This window comes from Nocardioides limicola (genome assembly GCF_016827675.1).
Lineage (GTDB): Bacteria > Actinomycetota > Actinomycetes > Propionibacteriales > Nocardioidaceae > Nocardioides > Nocardioides limicola.
Genome location: NZ_JAERJA010000002.1, coordinates 532,765 through 549,806 on the forward strand (window position 1 = coordinate 532,765; position 17,042 = coordinate 549,806).

At 70.5% G+C, this 17,042-nt stretch carries 15 protein-coding genes; 6 read left to right on the plus strand and 9 right to left on the minus strand.

The window, feature by feature from the left end:
* Positions 1 to 133 precede the first annotated feature (133 nt).
* Positions 134 to 1,936, minus strand: coding sequence for a signal peptide peptidase SppA (gene sppA, locus JKG67_RS06570; protein ID WP_203336459.1), 1,803 nt, complete (start codon positions 1,934 to 1,936; stop codon positions 134 to 136).
* A gap of 71 nt (positions 1,937 to 2,007) precedes the next feature.
* Here sppA and JKG67_RS18845 point away from each other — a divergent pair, with 71 nt between their 5' ends.
* From JKG67_RS18845 to JKG67_RS06595, 5 genes are all read left to right on the plus strand, one after another.
* Positions 2,008 to 5,100: a heterodisulfide reductase-related iron-sulfur binding cluster gene (locus JKG67_RS18845; protein WP_203336460.1), complete on the plus strand. Its 3,093-nt coding sequence runs from the start codon at positions 2,008 to 2,010 to the stop codon at positions 5,098 to 5,100.
* Positions 5,101 to 5,356: 256 nt separating this feature from the next.
* A complete protein-coding gene (locus JKG67_RS06580) occupies positions 5,357 to 5,695 on the plus strand; it encodes a hypothetical protein (protein WP_203336461.1) in 339 nt (112 codons plus the stop codon).
* A 258-nt stretch (positions 5,696 to 5,953) separates the two neighbouring features.
* On the plus strand, positions 5,954 to 6,475 hold the full coding sequence (locus JKG67_RS06585; RefSeq protein ID WP_238997981.1) for a pilus assembly protein HicB: 522 nt from the start codon (positions 5,954 to 5,956) through the stop codon (positions 6,473 to 6,475).
* Between the two features lie 66 nt (positions 6,476 to 6,541).
* Positions 6,542 to 7,360 (plus strand): DUF4097 family beta strand repeat-containing protein, encoded by an 819-nt coding sequence (locus JKG67_RS06590; RefSeq protein WP_203336462.1) that lies wholly within the window; start codon positions 6,542 to 6,544, stop codon positions 7,358 to 7,360.
* A gap of 14 nt (positions 7,361 to 7,374) precedes the next feature.
* Entirely contained in the window at positions 7,375 to 7,524 is a 150-nt protein-coding gene (locus JKG67_RS06595) for a hypothetical protein (RefSeq protein ID WP_203336463.1), read from the plus strand.
* A gap of 44 nt (positions 7,525 to 7,568) precedes the next feature.
* Here the strand turns inward: JKG67_RS06595 and JKG67_RS06600 are convergent, their stop codons facing one another.
* Both JKG67_RS06600 and JKG67_RS06605 read right to left on the minus strand, forming a co-directional pair.
* Positions 7,569 to 7,979 carry a GntR family transcriptional regulator gene (locus tag JKG67_RS06600; RefSeq protein ID WP_203336464.1) on the minus strand — a complete coding sequence of 137 codons (411 nt, stop codon included), beginning with the start codon at positions 7,977 to 7,979 and terminating at the stop codon, positions 7,569 to 7,571.
* Positions 7,976 to 8,944 (minus strand): hypothetical protein, encoded by a 969-nt coding sequence (locus tag JKG67_RS06605; protein ID WP_203336465.1) that lies wholly within the window; start codon positions 8,942 to 8,944, stop codon positions 7,976 to 7,978. Before JKG67_RS06605 ends, JKG67_RS06600 begins: the two co-directional genes overlap by 4 nt.
* A gap of 115 nt (positions 8,945 to 9,059) precedes the next feature.
* Here JKG67_RS06605 and JKG67_RS06610 point away from each other — a divergent pair, with 115 nt between their 5' ends.
* Entirely contained in the window at positions 9,060 to 11,261 is a 2,202-nt protein-coding gene (locus JKG67_RS06610; protein WP_203336466.1) for a CocE/NonD family hydrolase, read from the plus strand.
* Positions 11,262 to 11,335: 74 nt separating this feature from the next.
* Here the strand turns inward: JKG67_RS06610 and JKG67_RS06615 are convergent, their stop codons facing one another.
* From JKG67_RS06615 to JKG67_RS06640, 6 genes are read right to left on the minus strand one after another with little or no spacing between them, the layout of a single operon-like run.
* Positions 11,336 to 12,460, minus strand: a complete 1,125-nt coding sequence (locus JKG67_RS06615) for a hypothetical protein (protein WP_203336467.1) — start codon at positions 12,458 to 12,460, stop codon at positions 11,336 to 11,338.
* Entirely contained in the window at positions 12,453 to 13,466 is a 1,014-nt protein-coding gene (locus tag JKG67_RS06620) for a vWA domain-containing protein (protein WP_203336468.1), read from the minus strand. The genes JKG67_RS06615 and JKG67_RS06620 overlap by 8 nt, the downstream gene beginning before the upstream one ends.
* A complete protein-coding gene (locus JKG67_RS06625) occupies positions 13,463 to 14,506 on the minus strand; it encodes a VWA domain-containing protein (protein WP_203336469.1) in 1,044 nt (347 codons plus the stop codon). The genes JKG67_RS06620 and JKG67_RS06625 overlap by 4 nt, the downstream gene beginning before the upstream one ends.
* Positions 14,503 to 15,009: a hypothetical protein gene (locus JKG67_RS06630; protein ID WP_203336470.1), complete on the minus strand. Its 507-nt coding sequence runs from the start codon at positions 15,007 to 15,009 to the stop codon at positions 14,503 to 14,505. Before JKG67_RS06630 ends, JKG67_RS06625 begins: the two co-directional genes overlap by 4 nt.
* Complete coding sequence (locus JKG67_RS06635) at positions 14,999 to 15,916, minus strand: DUF58 domain-containing protein (protein WP_203336471.1); 918 nt, start codon at positions 15,914 to 15,916, stop codon at positions 14,999 to 15,001. Before JKG67_RS06635 ends, JKG67_RS06630 begins: the two co-directional genes overlap by 11 nt.
* Before the next feature lie 4 nt (positions 15,917 to 15,920).
* Positions 15,921 to 16,934 carry an AAA family ATPase gene (locus JKG67_RS06640; RefSeq protein WP_203336472.1) on the minus strand — a complete coding sequence of 338 codons (1,014 nt, stop codon included), beginning with the start codon at positions 16,932 to 16,934 and terminating at the stop codon, positions 15,921 to 15,923.
* Positions 16,935 to 17,042 lie beyond the last annotated feature (108 nt).

The window sequence follows — 17,042 nt, forward strand, 5'->3', positions numbered from 1 at the left end:
CGCCGCCCCCTGGACGGCTTTCCCTGATATCAGGGGTTCCTGAACGTTGTCAGGGGTTGCAACACCTGACAACGTTCCACAGTCCCTGACATCAGGGTGAACCGTCCAGGTCGTACTGAGGGTCGGGAGCGGGTCAGCGCAGCCGAACCTGGAACGGCAGACTCAAGGCGCCGTACGCCGGGACGCCGGTGAGCGCCACCAGCCGGTCGAAGAGGCCGAACCCCTCCGACGTCCAACCCGCGGAGGCCCACCCGGCCCCGGAGAGCACACCTGCGGCGAGCCCACCGTCTCGCCGCGCCGCCAGTCGCGCCGCAGCGGGCGATTCGCTGTTCTCGGGCTGCCGCAGCATCTCGAGTGGATGGGCGCGCGGGAAGACCCGGACGTCGGCGTCTCCGCGGTCCACCCCGGCCAGCTCGCAGGCGGTGTCGATGGCCTGCGACAGGCCACCGAGCGCGTCCACCAGGCCGCGCTTGTGCGCGTCGGCTCCGGTCCAGACGCGCCCCTTCGCCACCTCACGCAGCTCGGCGACCGGCATCGACCGGTCGGTGGCCGCCTTGGTGGTGAAGTCGTCGTAGACCCGGTCCAGCCAGGCGTCCAAGCGGGCCCACTCGTCGTCGGTGAAGGGCCGGTCGGAGGAGAACATGTCCGCGTACCGACCCACCGAGACCGCCTCCCGGGTGATCCCGATCCGAGCCAGTCCCTCGGTCAGCACCTGCTTGCCGGCCAGTACGCCGATCGAGCCGGTGATGGTGCCGGGGCTGGCCAGGATCCGTTCACAGGGCATCGCCAGGTAGTAGCCGCCCGAAGCCGCCACCGACCCCATCGACGCGACCACCGTCTTGCCCGCCTCGCGCAGGCCGAGGATCTCGCGACGCAGCGCATCGGAGGCCACGTAGGACCCGCCGGGGCTGTCGATGCGCAGCACCACGGCCCGCACGTCGTCGTTGCGGCCGACCGCACGCAGGGTGGCGCCGAGCCCCTCGGAGGTGACCGAGCCGCTGCTGAACGGCGAGTTGTTGCCGCGACCCAGCAGGATCGGTCCGGCGGCATGGACGACGGCCACGATCGACTTGCCGCGGCCCGGAAGCGGCGGCACCAGGGCAGCCATGCCCCCGGTGCCGGCGTACCGTTCGAGGTACTTCAGCGGCGTGTCCCCCGTGCGGAACGCGGCGTACGCGTCGGCGCGGTAGCCGATCTCGTCGATGAGGCCGCGGGCCTTGGCCTCGTCCGCGGACAGCGGAGCCTCCTCGATCGCGGCACGCACCGCCTCCTCGGAGACGCCTCGGGAGGCGGCGACGTCAGCGACCAGGGTGTCGGTGGACGAGGTCACCAGGCGGGTCATCATCTCCCGCTGCGGCTCGGTCATCGTCGTCTCGGTGAACGTGTTCGCGGCCGTCTTGTACTCGTGCCGCTGACCGATCTGGGGCTGCACCCCGATCTTGTCGAGGGTGCCGCGCAGGAACGTCGTCTCGGCGGTCATGCCGACCAGCCCCAGGTCCCCGGAGGGCTGCAACCAGATCTGTTCGAACGCACTCGCCAGGTGGTACGACGTGTTCCCGGCCCCCATCTCCCCGAACGACTCGGCGAAGATCACCGTCCGCTTCCCGGCCTGAGTCAGCCGCGCCACCGCGTCCCGCAACTCCGCGGACTCCGACAGCGAGGGCTGCCAGGTGCCCAGGTGGGCGATCAAGGCAACCACGTCCTTGTCCTCGGCCGCCTTGTCCAGCCCGGCGATGACGGCCCGGAGCACCGGGGTGTGCAGGGACTTCAGCGCCGCCAGCGGTGAGGCAGGAGGAGCTTCGTGAACTCCGCGGGAGAGGTCGAGTTCCAGCAGGATCGAGCCATCGACAAGGCCGGATCGCCGCAGCAGAGGGGCCAACCTCGGCTTCACGGTCTGCTTGAAGGAGTGCGCCAAGGCTGAGGGAAATGCGGTCATGGTCACACCCTAGACGCGCTCGGCAAGACGGAACTCGAGCCCGATCCCCGACCTCGGTAGGATCACCGCCCATGCAGACCTTTGCCATGTCGGTCACCCTCGTGATCACGCTCATCGCGGTCGCCTACGCGGCGTACGCGATCAACCGGATGCTCAAGGTGATCCGGATGGGGCAACCGGCCTCCCGCTCCGACAATCCGGGTCGCCGCACTGCGGTGATGCTGAAGGAGACACTGCTCCACACCCGGATGCTCCAGTGGCACTGGATCGGCATCATGCACTGGTTCGTCTTCGCGGGCTTCATCTACCTGAGCTCGCTGGTGGCGACGGCGTACCTGCAGGTCTTCCTGGGTGCTGACACCGCGCTGCCCGTGATCGGCCACTTCCCGCCCTTCCAGTGGGTGGCTGAGCTGCTGGGCTGGCTGACCCTGATCGGCATCATCTTCCTGATCGTGGTGCGGCAGAAGTACCACCCACGCAAGCTGGACCGGAAGTCCCGCTTCTTCGGCTCCACCTTCTGGCAGGCCTACTTCGTCGAGGCGATCATCCTCGGCGAGGCGCTCTTCGGGACCCTGATCCGCGGCTTGGAGTACCAGCTCTTCCTGCAGCGGGGCAGCGAGTACGGCTCCGCCCTGCACTTCCCGCTGACCGCGTGGTTCGGCGCCGGCTTCTCCGGCATGTCCGAGACCGCGATCGAGACCACCATCTATGCGCTCGCCCTGGGCAAGATCCTGATGGCGATGGTGTGGCTGATCGTGATCAGCAGGAACATCTCGATGGGTGTGGCCTGGCACCGGTTCACCGCCTGGTTCAACATCTGGTTCAAGCGTGAGTCCTCGGGCGGCACCGCACTGGGTGCGCTGAAGCCGCTGACCTCGGGCGGCAAGGCCGTGACCCTCGACGACATCGACGACCTGGACGAGGACTCGGTGCTCGGCGTCGGCAAGGCCGAGGACTTCTCCTGGAAGGGCTTGCTGGACTTCACCACGTGCACCGAGTGCGGTCGCTGCCAGTCCCAGTGTCCGGCCTGGAACACCGAGAAGCCGCTGTCGCCGAAGTTGCTCATCATGGGCCTGCGGGACCACGCCTACGCGAAGGCGCCGTACGTGCACGCGGGCGGCGAGTCGGCCGAGGGCCTGTCCGAGGAACTGGTGGGCATCGGCGAGAAGTCGCTGGTCGGCTCCGGCGGACCCGACGACTGGTTCTACAACCCCGAGGGCGCCGACTTCGTCATCGACGAGGACGTGCTCTGGTCATGTACGTCGTGTGGCGCGTGCGTGCAGCAGTGCCCCGTCGACATCGAGCACGTCGACCACATCGTCGACATGCGCCGCTACCAGGTGCTGGTCGAGTCGAACTTCCCCGCCGAGCTCAACCAACTGTTCAAGGGCCTGGAGAACAAGGGCAACCCGTGGAACATGTCCCCGAACGCCCGGATGGACTGGGCCAAGGACCTGCCCTTCGACGTCAAGGTGGTCGGCGAGACCATCGAGTCCCTCGACGAGGTCGAGTGGCTGTTCTGGGTCGGCTGTGCCGGGGCGTACGAGGACCGGGCCAAGAAGACCACCCGGGCGGTCGCCGAACTGCTGGAGATGGCCGGGGTCACCTTCGGGGTGCTCGGCAACGGTGAGACCTGCACCGGTGACTCCGCCCGACGGGCCGGCAACGAGTTCGTCTACCAGGGCCTGGCCCAACAGAACGTGGAGACCTTCAAGGAGTACAAGGTCAAGAAGGTCGTCTCCACCTGCGCGCACTGCTTCAACACCCTGAAGAACGAGTACCAGGACTTCGGGATCGAGCTCGAGGTGGTGCACCACACCCAACTGCTGAACCGACTGGTCCGCGAGGGCAAGCTGACCCCGGTGGCCACCGGTGAAGGCGCCCACAAGCGGTCGATCACCTACCACGACCCCTGCTACCTGGGTCGGCACAACCAGGTCTACTCGCCGCCGCGGGACCTGCTGCAGATCCTGCCGGGCGCGGAGTTCACGGAGATGGAGCGCAACAGCGAGCGGTCCTTCTGCTGTGGCGCGGGTGGCGCCCGGATGTGGATGGAGGAGACGATCGGGGAGCGGATCAATGAGAACCGCACCACCGAAGCGATCGGCACCGGCGCCGACCAGATCGCGGTCGGTTGCCCGTTCTGTCGGGTGATGCTGGCTGACGGCCTGACCAAGTTGCAGGCCAATGGCGAGGCCCGCGAGGAGGTCGAGGTCCTCGATGTCGCGCAGATGTTGCTGTCCTCGGTGAAGGGCGAGGTGGCGACCAAGTTCAAGCCGGGCGAGGGCCCTGGGTCCGCTCCGGCAGCCGCTCCGGCAGCCGCTCCGGCAGCAGCCGCTGCTGGGGCCGGGGCCGCCACGGCGGTCGAGACGGCCGAGCCTGCCTCGTCGGCCGAGACCACTGCGCCGTCGGGTGGGTCGTCGCTGTTCGACACCCCCGCCCCCGAGCCAGCACCGTCGGGAGGGTCGTCGCTGTTCGACACCCCCGCCCCCGAGCCGGCACCGTCGGGAGGGTCGTCACTGTTCGACACCCCTGCCGCCGAGCCGGCACCGTCGGGTGGGTCGTCGCTGTTCGACACCCCCGCCCCCGAGCCGGCACCGTCGGGTGGGTCGTCGCTGTTCGACACCCCCACCCCTGAGCCGGCACCCGAGCCAGCGGCGAAGGCCGAGGCTGTCGAGACCCCGGCTTCTTCAGGTGGCTCGCTCTTCGATGTGGCACCGTCGCCGGCAGCCGAGACTCCGGCGGCCGAACCCGAGGCATCGTCGCCCGCCGGCGGGTCGCTGTTCGACATTGCCACGCCGGAGCCGGAGGCTGCGGCGCCCGCAGCGGACCCCGCCACCAGCGAGCCTGTGGAGGCCCCGGCTGCACCGGTGGCCGAGGCTGCTCCGGTGGCCGAGGCTGCTCCGGCGGCCGACCTCAGCTCGGGCGGTTCGCTCTTCGACCTGGCAGCCCCCGAGCCGGCAGCGGCGGCGACACTCGAACCGGAGACGGTCGAGCCCACCCCGGCGGTCGAGCCTGTCGAGACCCCGGCCCAGGAGCCCGAGCCCGAGGCCACCCCGGAGGCCGAGCCCGCCGAGGCGCCGGCCGATGACTCATCGAGCGAGGCGAACAAGCCCCGCACCGACGTGGACATCAACGAGTCGGGATCACTGTTCGATCTCTGATCCCCCAGTCGGGGGCGGGGGGGCCCCCCCCCCCCCCGGGCCCCCCCCGGGTGGAACACGAACCGGCGCCGGGGGCTCCCTGGCCTATCTCCCCCCCCCCCGGGGGCCCCGCTCCCCCACCCCCCGGGCCGCCCCCGACTCTTTGTCACAGCAGATCGTCCGAGGTGTGACCGCGGTCGCGCCGCCGACGCCGTGACCGTGGGCCGTCGTACTCGTTGAGGTGATCGGACGTTCAATTGACGCAAAGGGCCCTCCGATGATGCTGATCGCCACTGCGGTCACCGAGTTCTCGGCTCGCCGCGGCTCGCTCCCGGTGGATGCCCGCACGATGCGGATCCCCGGCAGCCTGAGCCACGGCGATCGCGTCCTGGTGCGCGCCGGGGAGGGCAGTTACCACCTCGCCACCGCGGTGGATGTATCCCCCGAGGGGTGTCGACTGGTGTTGGCCGACACACTGTCCACCGAGGCGGCATTGATCCTGCTCACCGATCTGGCCGTCAGTCGCCCGGCTCCCGGCGTACGCGACCTCGCCGGTCTTGTCGCCACCATGCAGGTCACCCCGCAGCACGCCACCCGCCACATCCTCTCCTCCTGACGAAGTGGGGTTTGTGGCCCGCCGAGGTGGGGTTTGTGGCCCACCGAAGTGGAGGTTGTGGTCGGTCTAGGAACCTCCACGCCTGGTCGGCACCGCCCACCCCCACGGGCGGCCACAAACCCCCCTTCGCGCGGCCACAAACCCCACCTCGGCGGGCCAGAAACCCCCTTTCGTCGGAGGGGGGTGGCGTCAGGAAAGGGAGAAAGTGGTGTCATGGAGGGGTTGAAATGACGTCAGAGTGATGTCATAGTGGTGCGCATGGACATCACGCCGTACGTGGAGGGGTTGCGCAGGGACCTGCTCGACGCCGCAGGAGCCGGTGACGAGCAGACCCGGGACATCGCCGAGAGGCTCAGCCTCGCGCTCGCCCCGGCGGCTCGACTGGCGATCATGGAGGCCGTCTCCCAGGCGGCCGCGGAGATCACCAGCGAGATGACAGCCGGCTGCTGCGAGGTGCGGCTCGAAGGTCGGGACCTGAGCTTCGTGCTCAGCCACGACGTCCCCGAGCCCCCGGCGCCGCCCGCCCCGCCGCCTCCCCCCGCGCCCGAGGACGAGGACGACGACGCCATCAGCCGCGTCACCCTCCGACTCCCCGAGTCGGTGAAGAACCGCGCCGAAGAGCTCGCCACCACGTCCGGTCAGAGCCTCAATGCCTGGCTGGTCAACACCATCCGAACCGCCACCAGCGACTCCGCGATCCGCGTGGACGTCGACCTCTCCAGCCTGCCGTTCGGCGGACCCTTCGGACGAGGGCCGAAGCGGATCACCGGCTGGGCCTGACCCCCCGCGACACCCCAGCGGACCGACGCACCGTCGGCCCGCCGGCCGAACACCCTGGAGACCCCGATGCGTCACGAGTTCCACACCCCCGAGCCGATCGAGCTCGACGCCGAGATCAACGCCGGCCAGCTGACCGTCAACGCCGTCGAGACCACCCAGAGCGTCGTCACGATCAGCGGCGAGGACGCCGACCGGTACGACGTCGAGCATGACGGCAGCCAGCTCAGAATCACCGCGCCCAGGCAGAACTTCTTCGGCCTCAACACCCGCCCGGTGGTGATCGTGGTTGAGGTGCCTACCGGATCCCACGTCGACATCCGAAGCGGTTCGGCCGAGGTGCGCACCACCGGGGACCTCAGCCGCTGCACATGCAAGTCCGGCTCCGGGGCCATCCACGTGCAGCAGACCCAGGGGCCGACGGTGCTGACCACCGGTTCCGGCGAGATCCGGATCGAGTCGGCCAGCGACCATCTCCGGGCGAAATCCGGCTCCGGCGACATCGGCGTCGGCACGGTGCACGGCTCGCTGGGAGCCACCTGCGGGAGCGGCACCATCCGGGTGGGACGCATCTTCGGTCCGGCCCGACTGAAGACCGGCTCCGGGGACGTCGTCATCGACGAGGTCCACGCCGAGACCGGCATCACCACCGGCTCCGGCGACATCGCCGTCGGCGCGCAACGACGCGACACCTTCACCGCCAAGACCGCCTCGGGGCAGATCTCGGTCGGCGCGCCGGCCGACATGCCGGTCTGGACCGACCTCAGTAGCGTCTCCGGCCGGATCCGTTCGGCGCTCACCGGCCACGGCGAGCCCGCCCCTGGCCAGGAGTACCTGACCGTCCGAGCCAGCACCGTCAGCGGGGACATCTCCCTGCACCAAGTCTGAAAGGAGGAGACACCATGCCCACCTACGACGTAGAGACCGAGATCCGGCGCCGGGTCAACGACTCGATGACCGCACCCCGGACACCCCACCCGCAGCGCCAGGTACGCCGGCGTACTGCCGTTGCCGACCGGCTGCGCAGGCTGGCCGACCGCCTGGACGCCTGATCGCCCACCCGGTCGACCCACGCAACGCTGCCCGATCGACTCACTCAGCCGCTCCCCGGCGACTCCCCGTCGGTTCGCAGCGCGCCCCGCAGCAGGTCCTGAATCCCCTCATCCGTGAGCCCGGCCGCACGGGCCTGAGCGACGAAGGCGCGCATCTGCGCCACCAGCGAGGACGTATCGCCCGGCCCGGCCTCGAGCGGGGAGTCAGCGACCGGACGCTCCGCCACCACCGTGCCGGTCCTGCGCCGACTCACCACCACGTCCCGGGCCTCCAGTTCGCGATAGGCCCGCTGGACGGTGCCGACCGCAACACCCAGGTCGCGGGCGAGGTCTCTCGCCGACGGCAACCGGTCGCCGGGGCGTAGCGCACCCACCGCCACATAGGCGGCGACCTGCGAGCGGATCTGCTCATACACCGGCACCGCGGAGGTGACGTCCACCTGGAGGTCGGTCACGATCGGCCCTGCTGACCGGCCAGCGGTGCCGGCGTCACCTCGGACGGCGCGCGATCGCCACGGCGTGGCACCACGCTGATCACCGCAGCCGCGACGGAGGCGATCCCGACGACCAGTCCGGCCAGGACCGATCCCCCTCCGGCCACCACCAACGCGGCGCCGTCCCGCTCGACGCGCAGGATCGCGCCGCCGGCCACCAGCAGCACGAGTCCACAGGCTCCCCCGACGCAGAGCTGGACACCGCCGAGGATCCGAGCGGCGCTGGTGGTCCGCACTGCCTCGTCGTGGGCTGGGGGTACGCCGGGCAAGGGAGTCCGCCGTGCGACCAGGGCGAGCGTGGCCGCGGTGCCGAGCAGCGCGAGGAGCAGTCCGACGAGCAGCGGTACGCCGTACGGCCAGCCCGGGTAGGGCCCGGCCGCCGAGGTGTACGAGCCGACAACACCACCCGGCGTGCCGGGGTCGAGTTGGCCGGAGGTCTCGAAGGCGCGACCGGTGGGGCCAGCCGTCGCACCGAAGACCACCACCGCGCCCACCAGCAGCAGCGAGGTGGCGCCCAACCAGCGCAGCCGGCGGCCTCCGAGCGTTCGCACCGTACGCCGCCGTAGCCGCGCGGTCCGCACGGCACCGGCCGGCCGCGGCCACGTCAACTCCCCGACGGCCCGGACACCCAGGAAGACCACGGCGACCAGGAACGGCCCCAGCGTCATCATCAGACCCGGAGTGCGCGGCGTGGGCACATAGTCGGAGGTCCACGCCACCGGGAGCGACATCACTCCGATCGCCGCGCCGGAGGCGGCCAACGCCGCTCCCAACGCGATCAGCAGTTCGTGGCGACGCGCCTGGCGCGCCGCACCCACCTCGGTATCGGCGGCACGGCGGCCTGCCCACCACAGCACCAGTGCCACCGCGAAGGCCGGCACCACGACGACCACACCCAGCAGCACGACGAGGCCGAGAAGAGCCATGACCAACCCCCTAATGAGTCAATGTATTGACTCATTAGATCACAGGTGCGTGACCTGTGCCAGCCTCCTTCGTTGCGTACTGCAGTCAACGATGAGGATCAACGGGAGTCAACCGATGCTGTCACGATTCGTCCTTGCGGCAATCGTCGCGCTGATCAGCGCGACCCTGGCTCCCAGCGGAACCTCCGCCCATACCGGCGCGGCACTCCCGTTCGTGCAGGCCACCCCCGTCCCCAGCGGCTGGACCGCCCGGCCGGCGCAGTACCCGAACAGCGTCGTGGTCACCGACCTGCCGATCCCGATGTCGGACGGCGTCGTGCTCCGCGGCGACCTGCAACTGCCGGCCGACGCGGACGGTCACCGGATCCCCGGCACCTTCCCGGTGATCGTCACGATCACCGCCTACAACAAGACCATCATCGCCTCGCCCTCGATGCCTCTCGGTGGAGAGGGACCCGGCTACCTGGTCAGCCGCGGCTATGCACACCTGACTGTCGACGCGCGCGGCACCGGGTCCTCCGATGGTCATTGGGAGGCGTTCAGCGCCCGGGAGAACGCCGACGCCGGCGAGATCATCGAGTGGGCCCACCGACAGAGCGACTGGAGCGACGGCAACATCGGCATGACCGGGCCGTCCTACATGGGGATCAGCCAGATCTTCGCCGCTGGGGCGCAGCCGGCTGGCCTCAAGGCGATCTTCCCCCAGGTCCCCGGCGCTGACGTCTACCGCGACATCGTGGCCACCGGCGGACAGATCGACGTCGGGTTCATGCCGCTGTGGCTGGGGCTGGTCACGTTCACCGGACTGATCCCGCCGGCGTACACCCAGGAGGACCCGGAGGCGGGGCTGGCCTGGCTGCTGGACCGGCTCCGCGGCGCCACCGAGTTCACGCTGCCGATGATGGGCGAGGCGATACTCGGCCAGGAGCCGGCGTACGACGGGCCGTTCTATGCCGAGCGGTCGCCGATCAACGTGGTCGACTCCGTCGAGGTTCCCACCTTCTTCGTCGGCGGCCACTACGACCTGTTCCAGCGCGGCACGCCGCTGCTCTTCGAGTCGCTGCGCACCCGCGGCGTGCCCACAAAGTTCATCCTCGGCCCCTGGGACCACCTGCAGGGATCCTCGGGTGCCGACGTCGGGGACGCCGGCTACGGGACCCTGGCGGAGTTGCAGTTGCGCTGGTTCGACCACTACGTCCGCGGCGTCGCCGACCCGGCGCTGGACACCGACATCGCGGCGTTCACGTACTACGAGATCAACTCCGGCATCTGGCAGCAGGCCGACGACTGGATCGGCCCCCATCATGTGGCCGCGTCGTTCAGGCTCTCCGGCACGGCCACGCTCGGCGGCGGGGCCGGCGGCCTCAGCCGGGGGGCGACGGAGCCCGGCACCTCGACACTGATGCCGCTGCCGGTCACCGGCCTGTGCACCCGATCGGCCAATCAGTGGACGGCCGGCGTGCCGGCGCTGATCATGGCGGACCTGCCCTGCTTCCACGACAACCAGTGGAACGACCTCCTCGGCCTGGTCTTCGACACCGAGCCGATGGCCGAGCCGTTCCGGCTGCAGGGGCCGATGAACGCGCACCTGCACGTCTCCAGCCTGTCCGGGGACGGCCTGCTCGCGGTGGCGGTCTCCAGCGTGGCCCCTGACGGGTCGGTGAACCGGCTCACCGGCGGCTGGCAGATGATCTCGCACCGGGCGCTCGACACCAGCCGGACCAGATACCTGGACGGCAAGATCATCCAGCCCTACCACCCGCACACCCAGGCGGCGAAGGCGGCGCTCGGCCCGTTGCAGATCGCGCCGGTCGATGTGGAGATCCTCTCCACCGGCGCGGTGATCCCGGCCGGACACCGGCTGCGGCTCTCGGTGCAGGCGTTCGACGTGCCGCACCTGCTGCCGGTCCTCGGTGACCTGCTGGGCACACTGACTCCGATCAGCATCCACAACTCTCCGGCGCACCCGTCGGAGTTGACGGTGCCGCAGGTCGGCCAGCTGCGTACGCCGCCGAGCACCGCCGCGGCGGTACCGACCGCCACCCACGCCGCGCTGCGCAAGGCCCGCACCACGCCGGGCCAGCGGAACCGGGTGCGGGTGCGGGTGCGCACCGCGGACGGTCACCCGGCGTCGGGACGGGTGCGGATCAAGGTCGGCAAGCAGGTACGACGCGCCACCCTCGACGACCGCGGCCGTGCTGTGGTGCGGCTGCCGAAGCGTCAGCGGGTGGGCAAGCACCGCGTGGTGGTGCGGTTCCTGGGCCACAGCACACAGGCGCCCTCGCGAACGAAGGTGGTCTGGAGAGTCCGCCACTGAGTCAGCAGCCCGCCGACTTGGCGGGCGTCAGGCGACAAGGCTGCTCCAGCAACCAGGATGCATGACGTCGGGGGCTACCAGTTGCGGGGACCCTCGCCGCCGCTGCCCTCACCCTCGTCCTCGCCATCGGAGCCGCCGCCCCCCTGGCGCTCGAGCTGCTCGTACTCCGCCACCTCGGCGTCCTCGCGGCCCTGCTCGTTGCGTTCGGCCAACTCGGCCTGACGCTGTTGCTCGGGATCACCCGGCTCCGGCTCGGGCTCCTCCTCGCCGAAGTCCGACTGGGCCTCGCGGGCCTGCTGCTGCTTCTCGGCGTTGCGCTCGGCCATCTCGGCGCGCTCCTCGGCGGAGGGTGTCCCGCCGCCACCCGTCGACTCGTCGGACTCGTCGGACTCGTCGGACTCGTCGGACTCGTCCTCGTCCTCGTTCGACTCGTCGGACTCGTCCTCGTCCTCGTCACTCCCCCCTTCCGCTTCCTCCTCGGCGTCCGCCTCGTCGCAGTCAGGGCGCGCCACGATCTGCTGGGCGATGGCGAAGTCCGTCTCGGCGAAGGAGTAGTAGCGATCGACACGTTCCAGGAGTTCGTCCGGGTCGATCGGATCGCCGGCGTAGTCGGTCAGCACATCCTCGTCGTACGGCTCCCCGGCCTCCTGCTTCGCCAGTTCGGCGAGGACCTCCTCCAACTCGAGCGCACGCCGGCCCGCGGTCGCCATCCAGTAGTCGCCCTCGACCTCCCAGGACAGCGCCCAGTTCGTGACGATGGCGCACCGGATCGCGGCAGGCTGACCTGCGGCCAGCTCATAGGCGTCGGCGAAATGGGACCGGGCATAGCCCGTCGACCCCTCGTGAGCGATGGCTTGGGCGAGGATGGCCGTGCCGAGGTTGTACTCCGCCTGCCACGGCACCGGGCGCAGGAAATCCGCCTGCGAGGCGAACCCGTCCCGGGCAGCCTGGAACTCGCCGGCGTGGTAGTCATCGATCGCCGTCTCGGCCACCAGCGGCAACCCGGTCAGGCGCCAGCCCCAGGCCAGCAGCACGACCACCAGCGCAGTGATCGGCACCCAGTGCCACAGTCGGCGCCGGGGCTTGCTGCGCCGTCGGCGGGAGACCCCGACGCCGATGAGGATCGGCGCCACCACCACGGCGGCCAGTACGAAGCCCACCATCAGCACCACGAGGGTGTCGACCAGCTGATCAGGCACGCCACACCCCCGACGACCGGCCCGCTCCGGCCGCGCGCACCGCGACCTCCCAGCCGAGCAGCACCGCGAGCAACAGCGCCAGCGGCCACACCACCGGGCGGTGCGCCGCCACCTCCCGTTCGGTCTCGGTCACCACCAACTGTGCGTTCACGTCGGTCGCCAACGAGGTCACCTCATCGGGCAGGCTGCGGAGCCCGTAGGGCACCCCGAGTTCGTCGGCGATCTCCTGCAGGGCCGCCTCGTCGATGACGGAGATCCCGTCGCCACCGGCCGGATCCTGGATGTAGTCGGTCTCGTCCTGCCCGGGGACGTACTCGCGCATCGGCCCACCCGCCTCGGTGCCGTAGCCGAGCACCGCGCCCCCGTCGATCAGGGGAGCGAGGTCGGCGAACGAGCGGCGTTCACCCGGGACGGTCTCCTCGCCGTCGGAGAGGAAGTAGACGACGCGCACGTTCTGCGGGTGGCTCTCCGCTGAGGCCTGCAGCGCCGCGGCGAGTTCGTTGAGTGGCCGGTCGAGGAGCGATCCCTTCGAGTAGGCGGTGATCTCCTGGCGCACGGTCTGGGCCCACGCGTGCACAGCGCGCGCGTCCCAGGTCAGCGGCAGCTGTCGGGTGGCGATCGAGTCGAAGCCGATGATGGAGTAGCGCGCCCCGGGGATCGCGCGGGTCAGCGCCACGACGTCGTGTCGGACCCCGTCCAACCTGGGTGCCTCACCATCGGCCCCCCAGTCCTCGGCGGCCATCGACCCGGTGCGGTCCACGACGAAGAAGACGTCGGCCGCCACCGCCGTCGTCTCCACCGTGGTGGTCGTCGACGACGGGCCGAAGCCGATCAGCCCGAGAACGACCACCATCCCCAGTCGGCGGGCGGCATCGAGTCGCTCCGGCCGGGACCCCGCCGCGATCAGGCTCGCCGTGGCCACCCCGACCAGCAGCCCGACCGCGACCAGCAGCCACGGCCAGCCGATCAACGGCTGCCACGCCAGCCCCTCATCGAAGACGTTCACGACCGCCCCCTCGCCCCGAGCAGCACCAGCAACCCCACGCCGAACAGCGCGCCCAGGAACCAGCCGCGCGGAGTGTCGGCGAGGATCTCCTCGGCGTCGGCACCGAGTACGACGGCCTGCTGGGCGATGACGTCGGCGACCAGGTCGTCCACGGCCCGAGGGTCGGTGACCGTGAAATAGAGCCCGTCGCGGGCATCCACCACCTCGCGGTACTCACTCTCACTCGGTCCGCCCAGCCGGTCGCCCGCATAGAGCCCGTACAGCGTGATGTCTCGGGAGGTGGCCAGGTCGGCAGCCTCCTCGAGGGTGTACACACCCTCCATGAAGACCTCGTTGTCGGTGGTCAGCACCACCGAGCGGGACCGCTCGGTGGCCTGCTCGTCGAACTGCAGGGCGCAGCTGGCCAAACCGTCGCCGACCAGGCTGGCGCCGTCAGCGGACTCGGTCCCGGCGAAGAACGTCACCACCCGGTCCAAGACGTCCGGGTCCCACTTCTCGACGTCCCGCTCGGACAGCCACAACGCGTCGTCGAGCCGCTCACTGGCGTAGGTGAGCTCCGCCAGCACCAACCGATAGTCGTCGGTGAGCGGGAAGACGGTGCGGGAGGTCGAGTTGAAGAGCACCAGAGCGATCCGCTCTCCGGCGAAGTTCTCGGTGAGCTCGGTGTACACGTCGATGACCTCGGCGACGTACGGGATCATCGACCCGGATACGTCCAGGCACAGCACGATGTCGCGGGTGGCGAGCCGCTGCTCGAGGAGCTCGCGCTCAGCGGGGCGTGCGGTGAGCGCCGCGGTCGACACGATCCCCACCAGGAGGGTGACCAACCCGGCCACCAGCCACGACCGGTGCCGTCGGCGCAGGGCACGGAAGGCGGGCAGCGCGGTCAGGTATTCGGTGTGCGCCAGGGGCAGCGCCCCGGCGGCACCCCGCAGGCGTCGGCCCCAGAGGTAGGCGACGACCGCGCAGGCGGCGGTGGCGAGCAGCACCACGACGCCGGCCAGGGGCCAGAGCCAGACCCGGGTGTCCACGATGCTCACCACCGCAGCACCAAGCGGCGGGCACGCCGGAGCGCCTCCTTGGCCTGATTGTCGGCGCGGGCTCCCGAGTGCCAGCTCCCCCGGCGCGCGTCAGGGCCGAACGCCGGAGCGAGGGTGTGCTCAAGTTCGGTGGCCAGCCGACGTGTCTCCGGACTGGCCGCCAGCATCGTCACCGTGGACGACCGGACGTTCCGGCCGGTCCGGGCCTGGGCGAAGGTGCGCAACTCGGCGCGCAGTTCGAGGTAGAAGGCACGGTCGTCGATCTCGTCGGTGCGGCGGCGGCGCCCCAGGTCGTCGAGACGTCGAACAGTCTCGTTGCGGAGCACGACCAGCGGGTCGGCGGGCTCCGCGGGTGGCTCCCCTTCGGCGGGCGCCTCGGTCCTGGTGCGGGTCAGCAGGGCGCCCGCGACCACCACGAGCAGGGCCAGCACCAGCAGCGCGACGCCGACCAGCGTCCACCACCCGTCGTACGCCATCGGGTCGATGATCTCCTCACCGGGCATGGCGCAGCCTTCCCAGCAGGCCCACCAGTTCGGGCAGCACGGCCGCGGAGCCATCGACGCGCATGCCCACGATCCGCCTCCGGGCCAGCAGGTCATCGACGGCCGACCGACGGTCGGCGACGCTGCGTGCCGCCTCCAGCGCGAGCCGCTCACGGAGCCGGGCGGACCCGGCGAACCAGCCGCTTCGACGGAGGAAGTCGGGCAGTCGGATCCCGGAGGTGACGTCGAGGAGTGCCGCGGCCTCGGCTGCCGGGCCGGCCACCGGTGACAGGTCCTCCACACCGATCACCATCACCTCGTGCCGTACGGCGAGGAGTTTGAGGAGGCGGTCGTGCTCGGGGCGCGGGTTGGTCTCGTCGGTGAGCAGCACCATCAGCGAACGTCGGGGGAACGCGCGCACGGCACGGGCCACCAGGGCATCAAGGTCCGACGGCGGGGCGTCGGGGCGCCACTGGGAGGACAGCGCCCGCAGGGTCGCCTCGATCTCAACGGCGCTGCCGCGGGCCGGGCGGTGCACGGTGCGTTCGGCGTCCCCGGCGAGCAGGGCGACCCGGTCGCCACGAACGCGCGCCAGATGGGCGACGACGGCAGCGATCTCGTCGACGACGGCGTGCTTGGGCTCACCGCTGGGAGCGGTGGCGGTCATCGCCCGGCCGGTGTCGACCAGCAGGACGACGGCCAGGCTCACCTCGTGGGCGAACCGGCGGATGACCGGCTCACCGACACGGGCGGACGCCTTCCAGTCGATGTCGGAGACGTCGTCGCCGATCTCGTAGTGGCGCAGGTCGTCGAAGTCCTGACCGTGCCCGGTGAGCACCGAGCGGTGCCGGCCCGCGAGCAGCCCGGTGGCGCGTCGCACCATCGGGAGCGACACACGAGCGCGGGCCAGCGCGAGACGCGAGGTCACAGGCTCAGGGGACGGGGACGGCGTCGAAGGCGAGGTCGACGAGGTGCTCCGGGGATACGTCGTCGGCCAGGGCCTCGAAGGTGCGCACCAATCGGTGTCGCAGCACCGGATACCGCACCGAGCGGACGTCGTCGGGGGTGACGTAGTCGCGTCCCGCCATCAGCGCGCTCGCCTGGGCCAACCGCAGGAACGCGATGCCGCCACGGGGAGAGGCACCGACGCGGACCAGGGTGCGTAGGTCCGGCACCGGGCTCGGGCCGGCCCCGCGGGTGGTGTTGATGATGTCGACGACGTACTTCTTGATGCTGGGCTCGATGTGCACCCGGTCGGTCAGGGATCGCAGCATCCGCACGTCGTCGAGGTCGATCGGCTGCGCGGTGATCGGCGCGGCCATCGCGCCCGAGACGACCCGCTGGAGGATCTCCACCTCGTCGTCGGGATCGGGGTAGCCGAGCACGACCTTGATCATGAAGCGGTCCATCTGGGCCTCGGGCAGCACGTAGGTGCCCTCCTCCTCGATGGGGTTCTGGGTGGCGATCACCATGAACGGGTCGGGGAGTTTGTGCTCGACGCCGCCGATCGACGTCTGCCTCTCCTGCATCGCCTCGAGCATGGCGGACTGGGTCTTCGCCGAGGAGCGGTTGATCTCGTCGAGGAGCACCAGGTTGGCGTGTACCGGCCCCAGTTGAGTGGAGAACGTGTTCGTGGTGTGGTCGAAGATCTGGGTGCCGACGATGTCGTTGGGCATCAGGTCCGGCGTGCACTGGATGCGCGCGAACTTGCCGTTCACGGCGTCGGCCAGAGTGTGCGCGGCGGTGGTCTTGGCCAGACCGGGCACCGACTCCAGGAGCACGTGGCCACTGGCGAGCAGTGAGCTCACCAGCGAGGCGCGCAGACTCTGCTGACCGACCAGGCGCTGGTCGAAGACAGCGTCTATCTGCGCGAGGAGCTGCCGTGCGGTGGAGAACTCCGAGCGGGAGAGGACCTCACGGGGCGGCTGTCCGGTGGCGAGACTCATGCGCGCGACCCTATCGGGCGGAGGGGAGCCTCCCCGACTCAGGAGCGCCTCGCCACGCCGCGTCGCCAGTAGCCCATGAACGCGACCTGGTTGCGGGGCAGGCCGAGT